This window comes from Streptomyces scabichelini, assembly GCF_011045015.1.
Lineage (GTDB): Bacteria > Actinomycetota > Actinomycetes > Streptomycetales > Streptomycetaceae > Streptomyces > Streptomyces scabichelini.
In genome coordinates, this window is record NZ_JAAKZY010000226.1 from 1 (window position 1) to 16,061 (window position 16,061).

The following is a 16,061-nucleotide window of genomic DNA, read 5'->3' on the forward strand; positions in this document are numbered from 1 at the left end:
CTGCCAGGAGGGTGCCGTCGGGGAGTACGGGAGGGGAGGGCCGAAGCCCGGTACGGGACTCGGGGCCGGCGCGGGGCTCGGGCCATGGTCCGTCGCGCGCTCGGCAAGCGTGCGGCCCTCCGGGTCCTCGCTGTCCAGGAGCCGTACGGCGTGCCTGCCCAGCTCCGCAAGCACCTCGCCGGGCAGCCACGCGCCACCCGTACCCTCCGCCTTGCCCTCCGAGCCCTCGACGGATGCCAACAGCGTGTCCAGCGAGGGCCGCCCGGCCGGGTCCTTCGTGAGACAGGCCGCGATCAGGCCCTGCCACGGCTCGGGTATCCCCGTGAGATCCGCCTCCTCCTCCGCGATGCGGAAGAGCAGTGAGTGGATGCCGCCCTCGGCGGTGCCGAACGGCAGCCGACCCGTCGCGCTGTACGCCAGCACGGCACCAAGGCAGAAGACGTCGCTCGCGAACATCACCCGCTCCCCGCGCACCTGCTCGGGCGCCATGAAGCCCGGCGACCCCACGAGGGCGCCGGGCCTGGTGAGCCCGTCGGCGGACTGCACGGCCGTGTCGAGGGCGCGCGCGATACCGAAGTCGATGACGCGGGGCCCGTCGATGGTCACCAGGACGTTGGACGGCTTGAGGTCCCGGTGCACGAGCCCCGCCCCGTGGATGGCCTGGAGGGCGCGGATGAGCCCGATCGCCAGCGCCCGCAGGGACTTGGGGGGCAGCGGCCCGTACTGCGTGTCCACCACCTCGGCGAGCGAGGGTCCGGCGACGTAGCCGGTGGCGACCCAGGGCGTCGGCGCCTCCGTGTCGGCGTCGAGCACGGGCGCGGTCCACTCGCCGCCGACCCGCCGAGCCGCCTTCACCTCCTGCGCGAAGCGCCGCCTGAAGTCGGGCCGGCGGGCCAGCTCCTCCTGCACGACCTTGACCGCGACCGTACGGCCACGCTCGGAACGGGCCAGATACACCCGCCCCATGCCACCCTCACCGAGCCTGCCGAGCAGTCGATAACCGCCGATCCAGCCCGGATCAGCCGGGTCCAACCCATTCATGCGTGCTCCCTTTCCCCCCGGCTGCGCGTGCGCACGAGGATAGGGGAGGGACACGAGTGACGTGTGGCTACCCGTGCCCATCGACTCGTGGGCCCTGTGTCACATGGCCCACGCCGGGGCGCTCACCGCGTCACCGTCCCGTACCCGCAATCCGCCCACAGCAGCTTGCCGCCCTTCCGCGAGGGCCGGGGCTGGATCCCGGCGATGGGCAACAGCGATGCCCACCGCCACCCCGACCCCGTCGGCACCCCGCAGACGGTCGTCCTCGCCGACGACCTGACCCGCGAGGCGATCCAGGAGGGCCTGAAGGCGGGCCGCTCCTACGTCGCCGAGTCCAAGTCGGTGTCGCTGTCCTTCACCGCCTCGGGCCCCAAGAGCGAACACGCGGGTATCGGCGGCCGGCTGAAGGTGGACCGCGACGCCCCGGTCACGGTCCGCCTGGAGGTCACGGGCGCCCCTCGCTGCACGGCCCGTTTCGTCACGGACCAGGGCGTCCTGCATACGAGCCCCGTCCTCCCCGTCTCCGGCTCGGGCACGGTGGAGTGGCGTACGACGGCTCAGTACGCGGCGTACGTACGGGCGGAACTGCGCCATGAGGCGGCGGTCGCACCGCTTCCGGGGGCACTGGCGGCGTTCACGAACCCGATCTTCTTGGGGCGTTAACGGCAGTAGGTGTCCCGGGCGGGCCGTTCGCCCGTCGCCAGATAGCGGGAGACGGTCCGGTCTCCGCAGGCGTTGCCGTTGCCGAGGTAGGCGTCGTGCCCGGTGGAGTCGACGGTCACCATGACGGCGCGCTCACCGAGGGCGGCGCGGAGGCTGCGGGCGCCGCTCAGCGGGGCGGCCGGGTCGCGCTCGTTCTGCACGAGCAGGATGGTGGACGGGCCCCGGTCGTTGATCCGTACCGGATCCTGCTTCAGCGGATAGGGCCAGGCCGCGCAGGCGGTCGCGTTCCTCGGCATCCCCGCGGTCAGTGGATACGTGGTCCGGCTCTGGTCAACTTCCCTCTGGTACTGCGCACTTGACTCGGGCCACTCGCTGTCGTTGCAGGTGGTGGCGTGGATGACGGCGAGGGCGTTCTGTATGAGCGGCTCGGGGGGCGGCTCGGGCGCGGGCGGGACGGTGCCCTTCCGCGCGGACAGGATCAGCTGGGCCAGAGCCGGGAAGCCTTCGTCGGGGTCGTAGAACGCGTCCACCATGGCCTGGCGCAGCACGTTGCCGGTCAACTCGGCCGTGTCGGCGCCCGGCCACGGGATCGGCTCGCGGTCCAGCCGCGCGGCGAGCCGCAGGAGGAGCGGCCGCACCTCCGCCGCCGTGTCCGCAAGGCGGTACTGGTTTCCGGGCTTCGAAGCCCACTTGGCGAACTCCGGAAAGACGTCCTCGACACCAGCCTCGAACCCCGCCCACAAGGCGCGGCCGACCTGGCCATGAACGCGATCGCCGTTCCCGTCCAGGTTGCTGTCCAGCACGAAGCGGTCGGTACGGTGCGGGAACAACTGGGCGTAGACGACGCCGACATACGACCCGTACGAGAGACCCCACGCGGACAGCTTCCGCTCGCCGAGCGCCGCCCGGATACGGTCGATGTCGCGAGCGTTGTCGGCGGTACTGATGTGCCGCATCAGCTCGCCACCGTTGCGCTCGCAGGCGGCGGCCGCCCGCCGGGCGGTGACCATGTTCTCGGTGACGGACCCGTCCGGGGCGGGCCAGGGGAAGTACTTGGACCTGACCAGGTCACCGCGATCGAGACCGCAGCTGACCGGGGCGGAGCGGCCGACCCCCCGGGGATCGAACCCGATCAGGTCGTACGCGTTCCGTACCTCCTGCGGCAGCTTCTGCCCCTTCCCGGAGATCTCGTCCAGACTGCCGCCGCCGGGCCCGCCGGCGATCAGCAATAAGGCCCCGCGGCGTACGGCCGGCTTCTCACTGGGGATACGGGAGACCGCGATACCGATCTTCTTGCCGCCGGGATCGGAGTAGTCCATCGGCACCTCGACGGTCGCGCACTCCTGCCGTGGGTCGAGCCCGCTCCCCTCGCACTTCTCCCACTCAAGGGGCTTGGGGGAACTGGGAGTTGAGGCCGCCGCGGCAAGGGGCACGGCGGGCCCGAGAATCGCGGCGACAGTGGCGGACGCGGCGATCAATTTGACGTTTCGCTTGGCTCGCTCGGTTTTCATCATGCGGAAGAGACTCAGGGATCGACTCCGGTCGTGCCATCCGGCTAACCGGCCTGTTTTCAGGGGGTTGGCACCCTGTCGGGGCCCACGCCGGCGCGCTCACCGCGACACCGTCCCGTGCCCGCAATCGGCCCACAGCAGCTTGCCGCCCTTCGACGCGCCCGGTTCACGCAGCACGTGCACGCCCCACGCGTCCGCGCAGGCCCGTACGAGGTGCAGGCCGCGGCCGTGTTCGGCTTCCGGGGGTACGTCGTCCTGGGCGCCCGGGACGTCCAGGACCCCCGGTGGTCCGCCGAAGCCGGGCGGGACCTTCGGGTCGGCGTCCCACACTCCGACCCGGAGCCGCCCGGAGTCGGCGAGGCACAGCCGCAGGGCGTACGGGCCCTCGGTGTGCAAGTGCGCGTTGGTGAGCAGTTCGGAGGCCACCAGCTCGGCGGTGGTGGCGAGTTCGGTCAGACCATGGGCGACGAGCACGGTGCGGAGGGTTGCGCGGGCGATACCCGGTGCGCGTGGATCGTGCGGGAGTTGGAGGGCGTAGGACCAGGGCGGAGATACGGTGGCCATGGGTGGTCTCCGATCACGGAGGGGAGTTGGATGGTTGCTCAGTGACCAGGCCGCTCCGTCGAGCGGGGTGCTTCTGAGTGGGGCGCCTGACGATGAAGATAGGGCACTCACAAATAACTTTTGTGGAATCTGCGGAAACTTCGCCATACTTCCCTCATGTGGGTGACGGCCCAACTCGCCGCTGACTAAGAGGAGTTCGCATGCCCCCCAAGCCGGCCGCGTCGGCCCGCCGCCTACGGCTCGCCGTGGAGCTGCGCAAGATGCGCGAGCGAGCGGGCATGACCGCGACCGAGGCCGCACGTACGCTCGGGATCAGTCAGGGTCAACTCAGCAACATCGAGTCGGCCCGGTTCGGCGTGAGCCCTGAACGCCTCCGAGCCATGGCCCGCGCGTACAGCTGCTCCGACCAGGCGTTCATCGAGGCCCTGGTCGGTATGGCGATGGACAAGACGCACGGCTGGTGGGAGACGTACCGGGAGATCCTGCCGTCAGGGTTGCTCGATCTCGCCGAACTGGAGCACCACGCCACCGCCGTACGCACGGCGTACAGCACCCACATCTCGGGACTGCTCCAGACACATGACCATGCCCGCGAGATCTTCCGTCACGTGATCCCCGCACCCACACCGCCCGAGGTCGAGCACCGCGTCTCGCACCGCATCATGCGGCAGGACGTCATCTACCGGGCGGACCCGGTCCCGTACCGGACCGTCATCCACGAAGCGGCCCTGCGCATGCGCGTCGGCGGCCGGGACGTGGCCCGCGCCCAACTCCAGCACCTGCTCGACATGGGCGAGCGGGACCACATCACCGTACGGGTACTCCCGTTCGACGTCGGCGCGTTCCCGGGGTCGGGTCAGTCCATCAACTACCTGCACGGCCCCGTCCCACAGCTCGATACCGCGCAACTCGACCAGTTCCACGGTCCCGTACTGCTGGACGCCGAAGCACTCTTGGAGAAGTACCGGAACCTGCTCGACATCGTGGAGGCCATCGCCCTGAGCCCCCAGAAGTCCCGCGACCTGATCCACGCCATCGCCCAAGACCTGTGAAGAGGAGCCTCATGCCCACCCATGACTGGCAGAAGTCGTCCTACTGCCAGGAAGGCGACGCCTGCGTCCACGTCGCCGCGACCGCACTGAAGTCGTCGTACTGCCAGGAAGGCGAGGCGTGCGTCCACGTCGCCGCCACCCCTGCGAAAACGATCCATCTCACCGAAAGCAGCGACCCCACCCACTCCATACTCTCGACCACCCCCACCACCTTCAGCGCCCTCCTCCGCACGCTCAAGGGACAGCAGAACTGACATGTCAGGCTTCAACGAACTCAAGTTCCGTGCCGTCACCTCGCTCCAGCGACGGGTCGCCAACCCGCTGTCCAGGCGGCTGCCTTTCCAGACCCTCCTGGAGACCACGGGACGGAAGTCGGGGCTGCCGCGCCGGACGCCGGTCGGCGGGCGCCGCGTCGGCCAGGAGTTCTGGCTGGTCTCCGAGTACGGCGAGAAGTCGCAGTACGTACGGAACATCCAGGCGGACCCGCACGTCCGGGTCCGCGTCAACGGGCGTTGGCACAACGGCACGGCCCACCTGCTGCCCGAGGACGACGCCCGCGCCCGCCTCAAGTCCCTGCCGCGGATGAACAGCGCCGCGGTGCGTGCGGTCGGCACGAATCTGCTGACGGTACGGGTCGATCTGACCGACTGAGCCAGGCCACCGGAAGACCAGCGGGCCCACCGCCAACGCTGTGACAGCAATGGCGGCAGACCCACCGGCACGGCACGCTATGTCCGCAGGAGTGAACCGGACAGTCCCTAGTACCTCAGGTCCTTCTGCTCGGTGATCAGGCGACCGGCGATGTACAGGTCGCCGTTGGAGTCGAGTATCGCGATGACCTTCTTTGTGCGGCCGTGGTGGGTCGTGAAGTAGACCTTGTCCGCCTCCTGAGAGGTGGATAAGTTCGTGTTCACCGACAGCTCGATACTCACCGGCGAACTGATGAGCACGTCCTTCTTGGGAGAGTTCGGGTAGACCTGGTTCGGCCGCAGCTTGACGCGCCCGTGCGTGTCGCCCTCTTCCCAGTCCGTCGCCAGTCCGAGATCGATATCAGGCATGAGGCTTCCTCTCAAGTCTCGGCGGGCCGTATCTCTTCTCTCGGGCCGCAACAGCGTCGTTCCATGCGTGAAGCCCGACAAGACGTGCCCGCTCCCCAGTGAAAGATCTTCCCTGTTCGGGCGATATACGGCGTCGCCCGAATACATTGGTAACATACATAGTTCGACCATCCAGGGATATAGAACAATGTAGGTATTTATTTTCCTGGATCATCAGAAATGGTGTGTTAGCGAATTCCGGCAAGTCTTGCGAGGAAAGGGGCATGTATTTGTTCGGTGTGCGGGAGTGAGAGGCGGGCACGCGAGGGGCGAGGCGGCTCGTCGTTCAGTCCCGCAGCGGGTGACGGGAACGCGCCCGCAGCTCGTCCTCAGCGGTCCAGCCCGAGAGCGCGGAACGGCGGTTCCCGCCACGGCCGCAGTTCGTCCAGACGTTCCAGCAGACGCCGCAGGAAGTCCCGTACTGACGATTCGTCATGCGGCTGCCAGGACAGGTCCCGATCCCAGGAGTCCTCGGCGAGCGCCGCCGTGATCGAGGCGTACTCCTCCTCCGTGGTCAGGTCGTAGAACGGCTGCTCCAGCATCATGCGAGCAATGCGCTCGACCTCGCTCTCGCCCAGTTCCCGGCTGAACTGCACGCAGTAAAGGATCGCTACGACCACCCCGAAGTGCATGCGCGCAGTATGACGAACCGCATGACGAACCGCGCCTGCCATGGTCCGCCACGACACCGGGACCGTCCCCGACGCGACACGACACGACGGTGCCGCCGTTGGCCTCGGCCAACGGCGGCACCGCTTGGAGCGCACACCACTCCCACTTCCGAGCAGCTGTCAGGCGAACATCCGCCAGTCGAAGACCAGGTCGTACCTGCCACCGTGCCCCGTGAACCCCACCGTGGACTCAGGGCTGTCCGAACCGGTGGACCAGCGGCTGGTCAGGGACGGAATGGCGACGCGGACGGTTACCGGATTGAAGACGTCGTCGCCCCACACACGGCTGAGGTACTTGAAGATCTCGGTCACCGCCCAGCCCACAGCGACGCCGATGGCGGCCCCGATGGGCCCTGCGAGTGAACCGAGCGCCCCGCCGATGGCCTTTGCGATCGCCTCGACGACCTGCTTCTTGACCTTGGCGAGCAGGTCGTCGAGGAAGTCCGCGACGCCGCCCCAGTCCGCTTCCGCCAACACCAGGGTGACGTGGTACCACTTGGGGAACGTCGCGCCCTCGCTCAGGCTGAAGTAGGTGAACCGCCTCGGCGGCACATACGACTGCACCTCGCCGGTGTGGAAGCTGTCCACCCTGAACGCGGAGATCTTCTTGACGTCGCCGCTCTCGTCGACGCAGGTGCCGCCGAGGTCGATCTCGTCCTCCCCCGAGTCGCTTGTCTCATCCAGGCACCGCACCCGGTGGATCCGCAGTTCCAGCTTGTTCAGCGGCGCGGCGGTCGTCGCCTGTGCGCTCTCCGGGACCGCGGAGGCGGGCACCTCGCGCAGCTCGTCGGCCGGGAACTTCAGCTTCTCCGGGAACGGGAGGTTCCGGACCTGGGCCTCGACCGGAGTCGGGGACCGCAGATCGACCTTGGCGAGGTCGCCGAGCTTCTTCGAGCGGGCTGACCCGGCCTTCAGGTCCGCGGCGACCCGCTCCGCGGCCTCCTTCTTCTGGCCCTCGGCAAGGGTCATGAACCGCTTGGCCAGCAGGTGCTCCGTCGCGGAACCGCCTGACGGCATGGGGAACCTGGCGGACTCCCCGTGGTGCGCCGCGACCTTGTCCGCGGCGAGCTGGAACTCCTGCACCACACGCTCGGCCACTGCCCTGACCTTGGCGTTGGGAATGGTGGTCACGATGGAATCGGTGTTACCGGGCATTTCGGTACGCTCCCCCGAGTCGGACTTCCCTCCGGGGGCGTTCCCCCGAAGGCACAACCGACGCTAGGCGGCGGGCCGTGTGGCGGCACCGGGGAGCGTCCCCGGGAGCTCCCTAGTCCTGTCCGCCGGCGAGCCTGGAGGCGAGCTGGGTGCGCGAGTCGACGCCGAGCTTCGGGTAGAGCCGGCCGAGATGGTATTCGACGGTCTTGACGCTGATGACGAGTTCGCGGGCCACCTGCCGGTTGGTGAGCCCGGACGCCACCCTGCGGGCCACCGCCAGCTCCTGCGGGGTGAGGAGAGCCGCCTCGCGGGTTCTGCGCTCCCCGGTCTCAAGACCGCAGGCCGCCAACTCCCTTTCGCAGCGCTCCAGGTCGGGCTTGGCATCCAGTCGTACGAGAATCTCCCTGGCGGCCCGCAACTGCTCGCCCGCCAGGGTGCGCTTGCCGGCCCGGCGCAGGAACTGTCCGTGCGCGAGGTGCAGCAGCGCCCGGTCGAACGGCAACCGCTCGTGCTCGGCGTGCCGGTGAGCGGTCCGGAAGGCCTGCTCGGCCGCAGCGGCGTCGCCCCGCGCGGCCTCCAGATTTCCGCGGCTGCGGGCGGCGAGCGCCAGGGCGCCGTGATGGGCGCGCTCGGCCGCCAGCTCTTCGTACGGGCCCAGGGCTTCCTCAGCGCGTTTGTGTTCGCCGAGCACGGTCCAGGCGTCGGCGAGAACATCCGGCCAGGGAATCATCCCCGGTTCCTCGAACGGGCCGCGCCTGCCGAGTGCGAGCAGAGGTTCCAGGGCGGCGACGACCTCCTCGGGGCGCCCGCGGGCGCGGGCCAGGTAGGCCGCGCAGAGAGCTGCCTGCAACAGGGGATAGAGGTGGCCCGAGGCCGCGTACTCCCGGGTGACACGCACGTGTTCGGCGGCTTCGGCCCAGTCTCCGCGGGCGGAGCGGGCCAGCGCGGCGTTCATGTGGCAGCTGAAGGCGATGTGGGGCTGGTCGGTGTCGGCTGCCAGGGACAGCGCCAGATCGCAGTGGACCAACGAGTCGTCCCAGTGGCCCGTCTGGTACTCGTACCAGGCAAGTATGGTCGCGGCGATCACCCGGAACATCGTCGAGCGCGAGTGGCAGGCACCGAGGACTCCCGTCAAGTCCCGTACCGCGCCCGCCAGATCGCCGGTGTACCCGCGCAGTACGCCCCGCCCCATGAGCTCCTCGAGTTCCGTGGGGGAGGCGACGGCGGGGTCGGCTTCCAGTCGGCCCAGCGCGGCGAGGGCCTGCGCGGCCCGGCCGCTCATCGCCTGCCCGCTGATCGCCAGAAAGCGGATCATGTCGGTGGCGGTGGAGTCGGGCGCGAGCCGCAGTGCCAGTTGCGCCCATTCGGCCTGGTCGGTGCCGTGCAGCATGCTTCCGTACAGCGCGGCGAACTGGCCGGCGATCCGCGCGCCGAGCACCGGCTCGGTCTCGGGGTCACAGCGTTTCCACGCATCGCGCAGCAGCGCCTCGGACCGGTCCATGTCGAACAGGGTGAGCCGGCCCAGGAGGTAGCTGCGCCAGGCGCTCTGGGCGAACCCCTGGATCCGCTCGGCGGCTTCGGCGGCGTCGGGCACCTCGCCCGCGAGCACCCTGCATTCGACGGCCTCCAGGGTGAACTGTTCGTACGCGGCCCGGTCGGGGCTCAGCCTGGCGGCGGTGGACAGCTGTCCTGCGGCGCTCGACCAGGCCCTCTCGGAGGCGAGCCGACGGCCGAGCGCGGCCAGGTCCGCCGCCAGCGCACGATCCGGACCGGTCGCCGCGCAGGCCCGATGGCGCAGGGCCAGCGCCTCGTCACCGGTGAGGCCGGCGGCGCGCAGATGCAGCGCGGCCCGCCGGGCGGGGCCGAGTTGGTGGTAGACGGCGGCATGGATGAGCGGGTGCGGGAAACGCACCACGTGATCGCCCACCCGTTCGGTCAACAGTCCCGCGGACACGGCCTGTTCCAGGGCGGGCAGCGGATTGTCCTGGCCGGCGAGTACGGCGGCCGCGTCGAGAGCGCCGTGGACACCGAGCACGCTTGCCGCGCACACCAGGGCCTCGGTCGCGGGGGCACAGGCGGAGAGCCTGGCCAGCACGAGCGCGGTGAAGGACTTCGGAGCGGGCAGGGTGCTGCCGGAGCGCTCCAGGTCGTCGAGCAGACCGAGGCCTGTCTGTTCGAGCAGTACCTGGGCGTACAGGGGGTTGCCCGCGGTGTGCGTGTGCAGCCGCGCGGCCGCCCGGGCCGTGAGCCGTCCGGTGCCCAGTCGGCGGCTGAGGAGGCGGAGTTCGGCAGGGGCCAGCCCTTCGAGTCTGATCCGCACCGAGTCCGCGGTCGTGCACAGTCGGCGCAGCCCCTCCGGCAGCAGCGGGGCGTGGATGTCCCGTACCACCACGATCGCGACCACCCGGTCGGCACGCAGTCTCCGCACCGCGAAGGTCAGGGCCTGTAAGGAGGGATGGTCGGCCCATTGCGCGTCGTCGACCACGACGGCCACCGTGTCCCCGCCGGGACCCTGCGCCTTGCCGATGACCTCGATCAGCGCCGCCCCCGCGGCCGACGAGTCCACCCATCCGTCGCCGCCCGCCGGTGCGCCGGGAGCGTCGGCCAGCAACTGGCCCAACACCCCGAAGGCCAGGCCGGACTCGGCCTCGTCCCCCTCGGCGTACAGCACACGCGGCAGGCCCGCGAGGGCCATGAACCGCCGTACGAGAGCCGTCTTGCCGATGCCCGCCCGGCCCTCCACCAGCACTCGTTGCGGGACGCCCGTACGCGCCCGGTCCAGCGCCTGCTCCAGCAGTGCGAGCGCCTCAGTGCGTCCTACAAAGGGGGCATCCACGGAGCACCTCCATGTCGTCGGTCCCCGCGCATCGTCGCGGGGAAGCGACACGCAGTCCATGGCCGGGACGCCCGCGAAGCAGCCGCCCCCGTTCGTCTCACCTCCTACGCCGCCCACGCCTCCTATGCCTCATTCGACGGGCTGTTCGCGTGGCGACGGAGAGGGGACGGCGGTTGCGGAGAGGCCTGGGGGCTGTCGTGCAGACGTCATTCACAGCCAAAAAGGGGATGCGCTGGGCGAACCTCCCTGTGTTGCATGGCCCCATGGTGTCCACCGACCGACTGCTCGCCTTCGCGGCCATGTCCTTCCTGCTGATCATGGTGCCCGGTCCGAGCGTGCTGTTCGTGGTCGGGCGGGCGCTGGCGCAGGGGCGACGCGCCGCGCTGACCACCGTCGTGGGAAACACGATCGGCGCGTACGTGCTCGTCGTGGCCGTGGCGCTGGGTATCGGTTCCGTCGTGGAGCGCTCCGTCCTCGTCTTCACGGCGCTGAAACTGGCGGGTGGCGCCTACCTGGTGTACCTGGGCGTGAAGGCGTGGCGGCAACGGGGTTCGTTGCAGGCGGCGTTCAGCGGTGACGCGCCCGCGGCCGGCGGTCTGCGCACGCTGTGGGAAGGGTTCGCGGTCGGGATCGCCAACCCCAAGACCATCGTGTTCTTCGCCGCCGTACTGCCACAGTTCGTCGACCGCGCCCAAGGTCACGTCGTGGCCCAGATGCTGCTGCTCGGCCTGGTCTTCAACGTCATCGCGCTGGCGTCCGACACCGTGTGGGGGCTGGTCGCCGCCACCGCACGGGGCTGGTTCGCCCGGTCACCGCGGCGGCTCTCCCTGGTCGGCGGGGTCGGCGGACTCACCATGGTGGGCCTCGGCGTCACGGTCGCCGCGACGGGGCGCAAGGAGTAGCCGCCCCGCCGATCCGGTCCGGCCGGACGTCCTGCGGCTGCCATACCTTACGCATGGGGGGAGTATGATGCCCGCATGACGATCAACATGACGATGAGCCTGCCCGATGACGTAGCCGCGTTCGTGAAGGCCAAGGGGAACGCCTCCGCCTACACCGCCCGGATACTGCGCCGCCAGATGCTCGCCGAGCAGTTGGAGAAGTCCGCGCGCGTGCGGGCCGAGGCGGGGATAGTGACCACCGCCGCAGAGCCTGCCGAGAGTGAGGACGCCACCCTGGAGCGCTGGGCGCGGGTGGCAGGCCGGTGAACCGCGGGCACATCTACCAGCTGTCCTTCGCCGGGGGTCCCGCCCACGTCCTGGTGATCTCGTCCGACGCTCTCAACGCACAGAACAAGACCGCCACCTGCGTACTGATCTACCCGCAGCAGGTGCGTGAGGCGACGCTGGTCGACATTCCGGTCAGCGCCCCCTCATCAGGCACCATCGTGCTGGGCGAGTTCCGCACGTTGTCCGCCCCCCGTTTCACCGAAGACCTGGGGCCGGTCGACGAACGCGTCATGGAAGCCGTCGAGATCGGACTCCGAGCCGTCTTCGACCTGTAGCGCGGCCGGGTGGCCCCGTCGGCGTCAGCCCGGCCACACGATCGCCCGCACCTCGCTGTACGCGTGCAGCGCCGTCCCTGTGGGATGCGGTACTCCGGAGGGCCAAAGACCATCCGGGCGGAGCAGCCCCCGCCGGGGACGGCGTGGACGTTGACCCGGCCCTCCTGGGTGCGGGTGACCTCCAGATTCAGCACGGCGCGAACTTCGCTCCCTGCGCAGTCGGCCTTGACCACGATCTTCTTCGTGGGGTTCGCGGCGGACAGTACAACCCCGCGGGTGAAGGGGGTCGTCACCGTCGGGCGCGAGCTGCCGTCGTCGACGACAGTGATCGATCCGGTGACGAGCACCTCCTCGAAGCCGTTCGCCGCCGATGCGGTACCGCCCTTCCCGAGGGCGAGCATGGTGGTCGCGGCGACTGTGCCGGCGAGAGCCAGAAGACCTGAGTAGCGATTACTCAGGGGGGGCCGGGCGAAGGGGCCGTGGAGGCGGGTTCAGCCAGGTCGGCGGCCGACTCGGCGACGGCGTGCCGGGCCGGGAAGCGGTGGCGGCCGTCAGCGGCAGTCGTCGATCCGGCCGACTGGGCCGGGTCACCTTTCAGTGGCCGAACTCCCCTTGTACACCGGGTAGTTGGGCCCAGATTTTGTCACGTACGCACCTATACCTCTGAACTTCGCTGGTTCACGGTGGTCTCTCCTACCCGCATGGAGGGACCAGCAGTGAGACGAAGACGATTTGTGGCAGGGACGATCGGCGCGCTTTCGGGAATCACGCTCGGTTCGGGTTCGGGTTCGGGTTCGGGATCGGGATCGGGATCGGGCTCGGGCTCGGTCCGGGGCGACGCGCCGGCGCCCCGTACGCAAGGCTGGCAGGCCGTGCCGGCGCCCGGCAGTACCCCGGCCGCGCAGTTACGCCGCATCGCCGCCGCCGGACCCCGACTGGCCTGGGCCGTGGGCGAGGAGGGCCTCGCCGGGCCGTCGCGAGGACGAGGGCTGGCCATGCTCTGGAACGGCAGCGCCTGGTCGAAGACCGACCTGTCTCATCTGACCCACACGCGGTTGAGCGACGTCGCCGGTGTCTGCTCCACCGCGGCGTGGAGTGTGGGCCTGGCGGCCGAGGGCACGAGCCCGCTGCTGCGCTGGGACGGAACCACCTGGCGCGAGGCCGCGTTCCCAGGCATGGGCGAACCGGGCGTCCGCCTGGAGGCGGTGGCGGTCGGCCCCGACCGGCGGGTGTGGGTCTGCGGCACCCGGGGCGGCAGCGCCCGCCTGCTGCACGGGAACGGGCGGCAATGGCGATGGCTGGACCCACTGCCTGTCACGAGCGCGAACCTGTACCGGGTCGTACTGCGCTCGCCGGACGAGGTCTGGGTGAGCGGCGACCAGGCAACCGGCGGAGGATGGTCCGGACTCGTGGCCCGCTGGAACGGAGCGTGGACGGTCCTGCCTCCGATCACAGGCCTCCGTCTGGGCATCAGCGATCTGCACCCGGCCGGTCCGGACGACGTTTGGGCGGTGGGCACCGAGGCCGGCGTCGGCGGACCCGTGGGGCGCCCCGGCAACCCCGCTCTGGCCCACTGGGACGGCACGGCCTGGACACGGGTGCAACCGGGCTTCACCGTCGGGTCGTTGACCGGAATCGCGGGCGACGCACAGGGCCGCGCCGCATGGATATCGGGCTGGAACTACCAGGACCAGACCCGCAGCACCTACCTGCGCCAGGACGGCGGCGCCTGGACCGTCGTACGAGGCCCAGCAGGCGCGGCGACGGCGCCGTACCTCAACGACGTGACGCCCATTCCCGGCACCGCGGGATTCTGGTCGGCGGGCATGACGAGTCCCACACCCTTCCCGCCGACCGAGGCATACACGGAACGCCTCGAAGCCTGACAGCACCGTGCCCCGGCTCGACACGGTCTTCCTGGATCAGTCGGTGGCGCGTCCTGCAACGTAAGGGTGGAGGGCTTTTCGTTGGCCTGTGGCGGCGGACCGTACGATCGCGTCAAGGAGTCGGTGGCGCTTGACGGCGTGGGTGAAGTCCGGGGCGACGGCCGTTCCGTGGATGAGGTCGTCCCGAATCGCGGCGTAGGCGTGCACCAGCGTGTGGATCACTGTTCCGGCCAGGCCGGGATAGTCGTCGTAGCCGCTGGGCAGCGTGAGCTTCGCAGGCCGACCGCCGCTGCGTGTGCCACACACCGTGACCGGACCGATGTGCGGGAACTCGGCGGCGGTGATCTCCAGTCTCCCCTCCGTGCCGTCGATGATCAGAGAGAACCCTGCACCCGATGCCGCGCCTCCGCGGTGGTGGACGGACAGGACCGCCCCGCCCGCCACGGTGCCCGAGATCGCGATCTGGTCCTCGGCGGTCATCGGAACGACCTGCCCGGTGTGCCCGAGGGGAACCTGGCGGCGCCGGGTCGCGGTCGTAGCAACCACTTCCTGAAGCTCGCCGACGACCATCGACACCAGGTCGATCGCGTGTCCGAACGCGATGGTCAGCATCGTGGCCCCGAGCTTGCGGTCGAGCGTGTAGACCATGTTCTGAGACACCGGAGTGCCCCATTCGGTCGAGGACGCCACGACGGTGGCGGAGAGTACTTCCCCCACGAATCCTTCGGACACCAGGTCGGCCAGCCAGCGGAAGGTGGGCGAGGAGCGTCCCTGAAGACCGACGAAGGTGCGCGTCGTCCCGGCGGCATGCTCCATCTCCTCGGCCTCGCGCAGGTCGACGGCGAGCGGCCACTCGGAGAGCACCGGCACTCCCGCCTTCAGCACGGGCAACACGAGTTCGCGATGCTGAGGCACTTTGACGGCGACAACGACGAGGTCGACGTTCTCGTCGCCGGCGAGCTGCTCGACCGACGTGTACGCGGGTACGCCATACGCCACTCCTGCGGCCTGGGCAGAGGCTTCGGAGCTCGCCGCCAGCGCGCGAAGCTCGATCCCGTCGACGGCGTTCAGCGCGGGCAGGTGAGCCCCGGCCGCCCAGCCTCCCGTGGCGCTCAGGCCGACGATGCCGACGCCGATCGGCTTACGGGGGTCAGGCACCGAGCTGCCGCCTCAGGGTCTCGGCGCCGAGCCACTCCTTGGCGGGCGTGCCCGTGTCGGACATGATCCCCTTCTTCGGCCCCCGGAGCGGAGGTCATGTTCGGTGTTTCGCGACGGCCCTTGACGGTTTCGTCGCGGTGATCGTCGGCAGGGGGAGGAACCACTGCTCGAAACTTCTGTCCCGAACGGTACCGAAATTTTGCCACACCGTCACGGCCCTCATGCGAGGAGAATGTCTCACCGGGGTGAGCGAAGGGGTGCAGCCGCTACGCAGGCCGGCCGAGCAACGCCGTGTCGACGATCTCATCGAGCTCAGCAGGACCGAGGCCGTTGGCGGCCTGCACTGCGATGCCGAAACTCATCGTCATGACGAACCGGGCAAGACGCCGAGGGTCGGCGTCGCGCGGAAGATCACCCTCGTCGACGGCGCGCCGGAAGCGCCCCCGAGGCGGACCCCCGCGTCGTTGCGCCAGTCGACAAGCAGGTCGTGGACGGCCCGGCTCTCGTCGCTCGACGCCGGCGCACCCTGCACGGTCAGGCACCCGGAGGGGCCGCCGGGAGGGGTCGTGGTGCAGACCGCTCCGCGGAGGAACGCCAAGGCCACAGCCTGTGCGGTGGGCTTCTCCGGGGCGCGCGTGGCGTAGGCGGCCGGCCCCGCGCAGGTCGCCTTGGCCTGGCTGCTCGCCCAGGGTGACGACATCGCGCCCATCCCCGGCACCAAGCGAGTCGCCCGGCTGGAGGAGAACGCCGCCGCCGACCACATCGAGCTCACTGCCGGCCACGTCGCCCGCCTGAACGACCTGACCCCGGCCTCCGGCGAGCGCTACGACACGGACCGGGTGCCGGCCACGTCACCCCGGCCACACGATCGACTGCAACTCCGAGTACGCGTGCAACGCGTACGACCCCACGTCCCGCCCCAC

The 16,061-nt window shown here is 70.0% G+C and carries 17 protein-coding genes and 2 pseudogenes; 10 read left to right on the forward strand and 9 right to left on the reverse strand.

From position 1 onward, the window contains the following. On the reverse strand, positions 1 to 1,041 hold a 1,041-nt coding region (locus tag G5C60_RS41920; protein WP_165267914.1), incomplete at its 3' end, for a serine/threonine-protein kinase. Between the two features lie 177 nt (positions 1,042 to 1,218). Between G5C60_RS41920 and G5C60_RS41925 the strand changes: the two are divergent. Further along, positions 1,219 to 1,704: pseudogene (locus G5C60_RS41925) on the forward strand (CehA/McbA family metallohydrolase); the annotation flags it as partial. On the opposite strand, the gene G5C60_RS41930 reads toward G5C60_RS41925, so the two are convergent. Both G5C60_RS41930 and G5C60_RS41935 read right to left on the reverse strand, forming a co-directional pair. Continuing rightward, positions 1,701 to 3,218 (reverse strand): alpha/beta hydrolase, encoded by a 1,518-nt coding sequence (locus G5C60_RS41930; RefSeq protein WP_165267916.1) that lies wholly within the window; start codon positions 3,216 to 3,218, stop codon positions 1,701 to 1,703. The pseudogene G5C60_RS41925 and the gene G5C60_RS41930 overlap by 4 nt on opposite strands. 96 nt (positions 3,219 to 3,314) lie before the next feature. After that, entirely contained in the window at positions 3,315 to 3,779 is a 465-nt protein-coding gene (locus G5C60_RS41935) for an ATP-binding protein (protein WP_165267918.1), read from the reverse strand. 200 nt (positions 3,780 to 3,979) lie between these two features. On the opposite strand from G5C60_RS41935, the gene G5C60_RS41940 reads away from it, so the two are divergent. From G5C60_RS41940 to G5C60_RS41950, 3 genes are read left to right on the forward strand one after another with little or no spacing between them, the layout of a single operon-like run. Further along, positions 3,980 to 4,831, forward strand: a complete 852-nt coding sequence (locus tag G5C60_RS41940; RefSeq protein ID WP_165267920.1) for a helix-turn-helix domain-containing protein — start codon at positions 3,980 to 3,982, stop codon at positions 4,829 to 4,831. A gap of 11 nt (positions 4,832 to 4,842) precedes the next feature. Then, entirely contained in the window at positions 4,843 to 5,085 is a 243-nt protein-coding gene (locus G5C60_RS41945; RefSeq protein WP_165267922.1) for a DUF397 domain-containing protein, read from the forward strand. 1 nt (position 5,086) lies between these two features. Further along, positions 5,087 to 5,482: a nitroreductase/quinone reductase family protein gene (locus tag G5C60_RS41950; protein ID WP_165267924.1), complete on the forward strand. Its 396-nt coding sequence runs from the start codon at positions 5,087 to 5,089 to the stop codon at positions 5,480 to 5,482. A gap of 107 nt (positions 5,483 to 5,589) precedes the next feature. On the opposite strand, the gene G5C60_RS41955 is transcribed toward G5C60_RS41950, so the two are convergent. The 4 genes from G5C60_RS41955 to G5C60_RS41970 all read right to left on the reverse strand — a co-directional run bounded on the left by G5C60_RS41955 (position 5,590) and on the right by G5C60_RS41970 (position 10,590). After that, positions 5,590 to 5,889, reverse strand: coding sequence for a DUF6342 family protein (locus G5C60_RS41955; RefSeq protein ID WP_165267926.1), 300 nt, complete (start codon positions 5,887 to 5,889; stop codon positions 5,590 to 5,592). A 368-nt stretch (positions 5,890 to 6,257) separates the two neighbouring features. Next, entirely contained in the window at positions 6,258 to 6,560 is a 303-nt protein-coding gene (locus tag G5C60_RS41960; RefSeq protein WP_165267928.1) for a hypothetical protein, read from the reverse strand. Positions 6,561 to 6,719: 159 nt separating this feature from the next. Continuing rightward, entirely contained in the window at positions 6,720 to 7,730 is a 1,011-nt protein-coding gene (locus G5C60_RS41965) for a hypothetical protein (RefSeq protein ID WP_165267930.1), read from the reverse strand. Between the two features lie 136 nt (positions 7,731 to 7,866). After that, on the reverse strand, positions 7,867 to 10,590 hold the full coding sequence (locus tag G5C60_RS41970) for a helix-turn-helix transcriptional regulator (protein WP_338146080.1): 2,724 nt from the start codon (positions 10,588 to 10,590) through the stop codon (positions 7,867 to 7,869). Positions 10,591 to 10,853: 263 nt separating this feature from the next. Between G5C60_RS41970 and G5C60_RS41975 the strand changes: the two genes are divergently transcribed. The 5 genes from G5C60_RS41975 to G5C60_RS41995 all read left to right on the forward strand — a co-directional run bounded on the left by G5C60_RS41975 (position 10,854) and on the right by G5C60_RS41995 (position 13,980). Further along, positions 10,854 to 11,492: a LysE family translocator gene (locus tag G5C60_RS41975; RefSeq protein WP_165267932.1), complete on the forward strand. Its 639-nt coding sequence runs from the start codon at positions 10,854 to 10,856 to the stop codon at positions 11,490 to 11,492. A gap of 75 nt (positions 11,493 to 11,567) precedes the next feature. Further along, positions 11,568 to 11,798, forward strand: coding sequence for a hypothetical protein (locus G5C60_RS41980; protein ID WP_165267933.1), 231 nt, complete (start codon positions 11,568 to 11,570; stop codon positions 11,796 to 11,798). Next, positions 11,795 to 12,094, forward strand: a complete 300-nt coding sequence (locus G5C60_RS41985; protein WP_165267934.1) for a type II toxin-antitoxin system PemK/MazF family toxin — start codon at positions 11,795 to 11,797, stop codon at positions 12,092 to 12,094. The genes G5C60_RS41980 and G5C60_RS41985 overlap by 4 nt, the downstream gene beginning before the upstream one ends. A 225-nt stretch (positions 12,095 to 12,319) precedes the next feature. Beyond that, positions 12,320 to 12,541, forward strand: coding sequence for a hypothetical protein (locus G5C60_RS41990; RefSeq protein ID WP_165267935.1), 222 nt, complete (start codon positions 12,320 to 12,322; stop codon positions 12,539 to 12,541). A 425-nt stretch (positions 12,542 to 12,966) separates the two neighbouring features. After that, positions 12,967 to 13,980: a ligand-binding sensor domain-containing protein gene (locus G5C60_RS41995; RefSeq protein WP_165267936.1), complete on the forward strand. Its 1,014-nt coding sequence runs from the start codon at positions 12,967 to 12,969 to the stop codon at positions 13,978 to 13,980. Positions 13,981 to 14,016: 36 nt separating this feature from the next. Here G5C60_RS41995 and G5C60_RS42000 read toward each other — a convergent pair whose 3' ends face one another. Both G5C60_RS42000 and G5C60_RS42005 read right to left on the reverse strand, forming a co-directional pair. Next, positions 14,017 to 15,138, reverse strand: coding sequence for a Gfo/Idh/MocA family oxidoreductase (locus G5C60_RS42000; RefSeq protein WP_165267937.1), 1,122 nt, complete (start codon positions 15,136 to 15,138; stop codon positions 14,017 to 14,019). Between the two features lie 364 nt (positions 15,139 to 15,502). Further along, a complete protein-coding gene (locus G5C60_RS42005) occupies positions 15,503 to 15,838 on the reverse strand; it encodes a hypothetical protein (RefSeq protein WP_241267461.1) in 336 nt (111 codons plus the stop codon). Between G5C60_RS42005 and G5C60_RS42010 the strand changes: the two are divergent. After that, a pseudogene (locus G5C60_RS42010) lies at positions 15,786 to 15,968 on the forward strand (aldo/keto reductase); the annotation flags it as partial. The gene G5C60_RS42005 and the pseudogene G5C60_RS42010 sit on opposite strands and share 53 nt — an antisense overlap. Positions 15,969 to 16,061: the final 93 nt, after the last annotated feature.

Bases quoted from the DNA above. Each gene is read 5' to 3' on its own strand.
- G5C60_RS41930 (WP_165267916.1), bottom strand. From the start codon at position 3,218: ATGATGAAAACCGAGCGAGCCAAGCGAAACGTCAAATTGATCGCCGCG.
- G5C60_RS41935 (WP_165267918.1), bottom strand. From the start codon at position 3,779: ATGGCCACCGTATCTCCGCCCTGGTCCTACGCCCTCCAACTCCCGCAC.
- G5C60_RS41940 (WP_165267920.1), top strand. From the start codon at position 3,980: ATGCCCCCCAAGCCGGCCGCGTCGGCCCGCCGCCTACGGCTCGCCGTG.
- G5C60_RS41945 (WP_165267922.1), top strand. From the start codon at position 4,843: ATGCCCACCCATGACTGGCAGAAGTCGTCCTACTGCCAGGAAGGCGAC.
- G5C60_RS41950 (WP_165267924.1), top strand. From the start codon at position 5,087: ATGTCAGGCTTCAACGAACTCAAGTTCCGTGCCGTCACCTCGCTCCAG.
- G5C60_RS41955 (WP_165267926.1), bottom strand. From the start codon at position 5,889: ATGCCTGATATCGATCTCGGACTGGCGACGGACTGGGAAGAGGGCGAC.
- G5C60_RS41960 (WP_165267928.1), bottom strand. From the start codon at position 6,560: ATGCACTTCGGGGTGGTCGTAGCGATCCTTTACTGCGTGCAGTTCAGC.
- G5C60_RS41975 (WP_165267932.1), top strand. From the start codon at position 10,854: ATGGTGTCCACCGACCGACTGCTCGCCTTCGCGGCCATGTCCTTCCTG.
- G5C60_RS41980 (WP_165267933.1), top strand. From the start codon at position 11,568: ATGACGATCAACATGACGATGAGCCTGCCCGATGACGTAGCCGCGTTC.
- G5C60_RS42005 (WP_241267461.1), bottom strand. From the start codon at position 15,838: ATGTCGTCACCCTGGGCGAGCAGCCAGGCCAAGGCGACCTGCGCGGGG.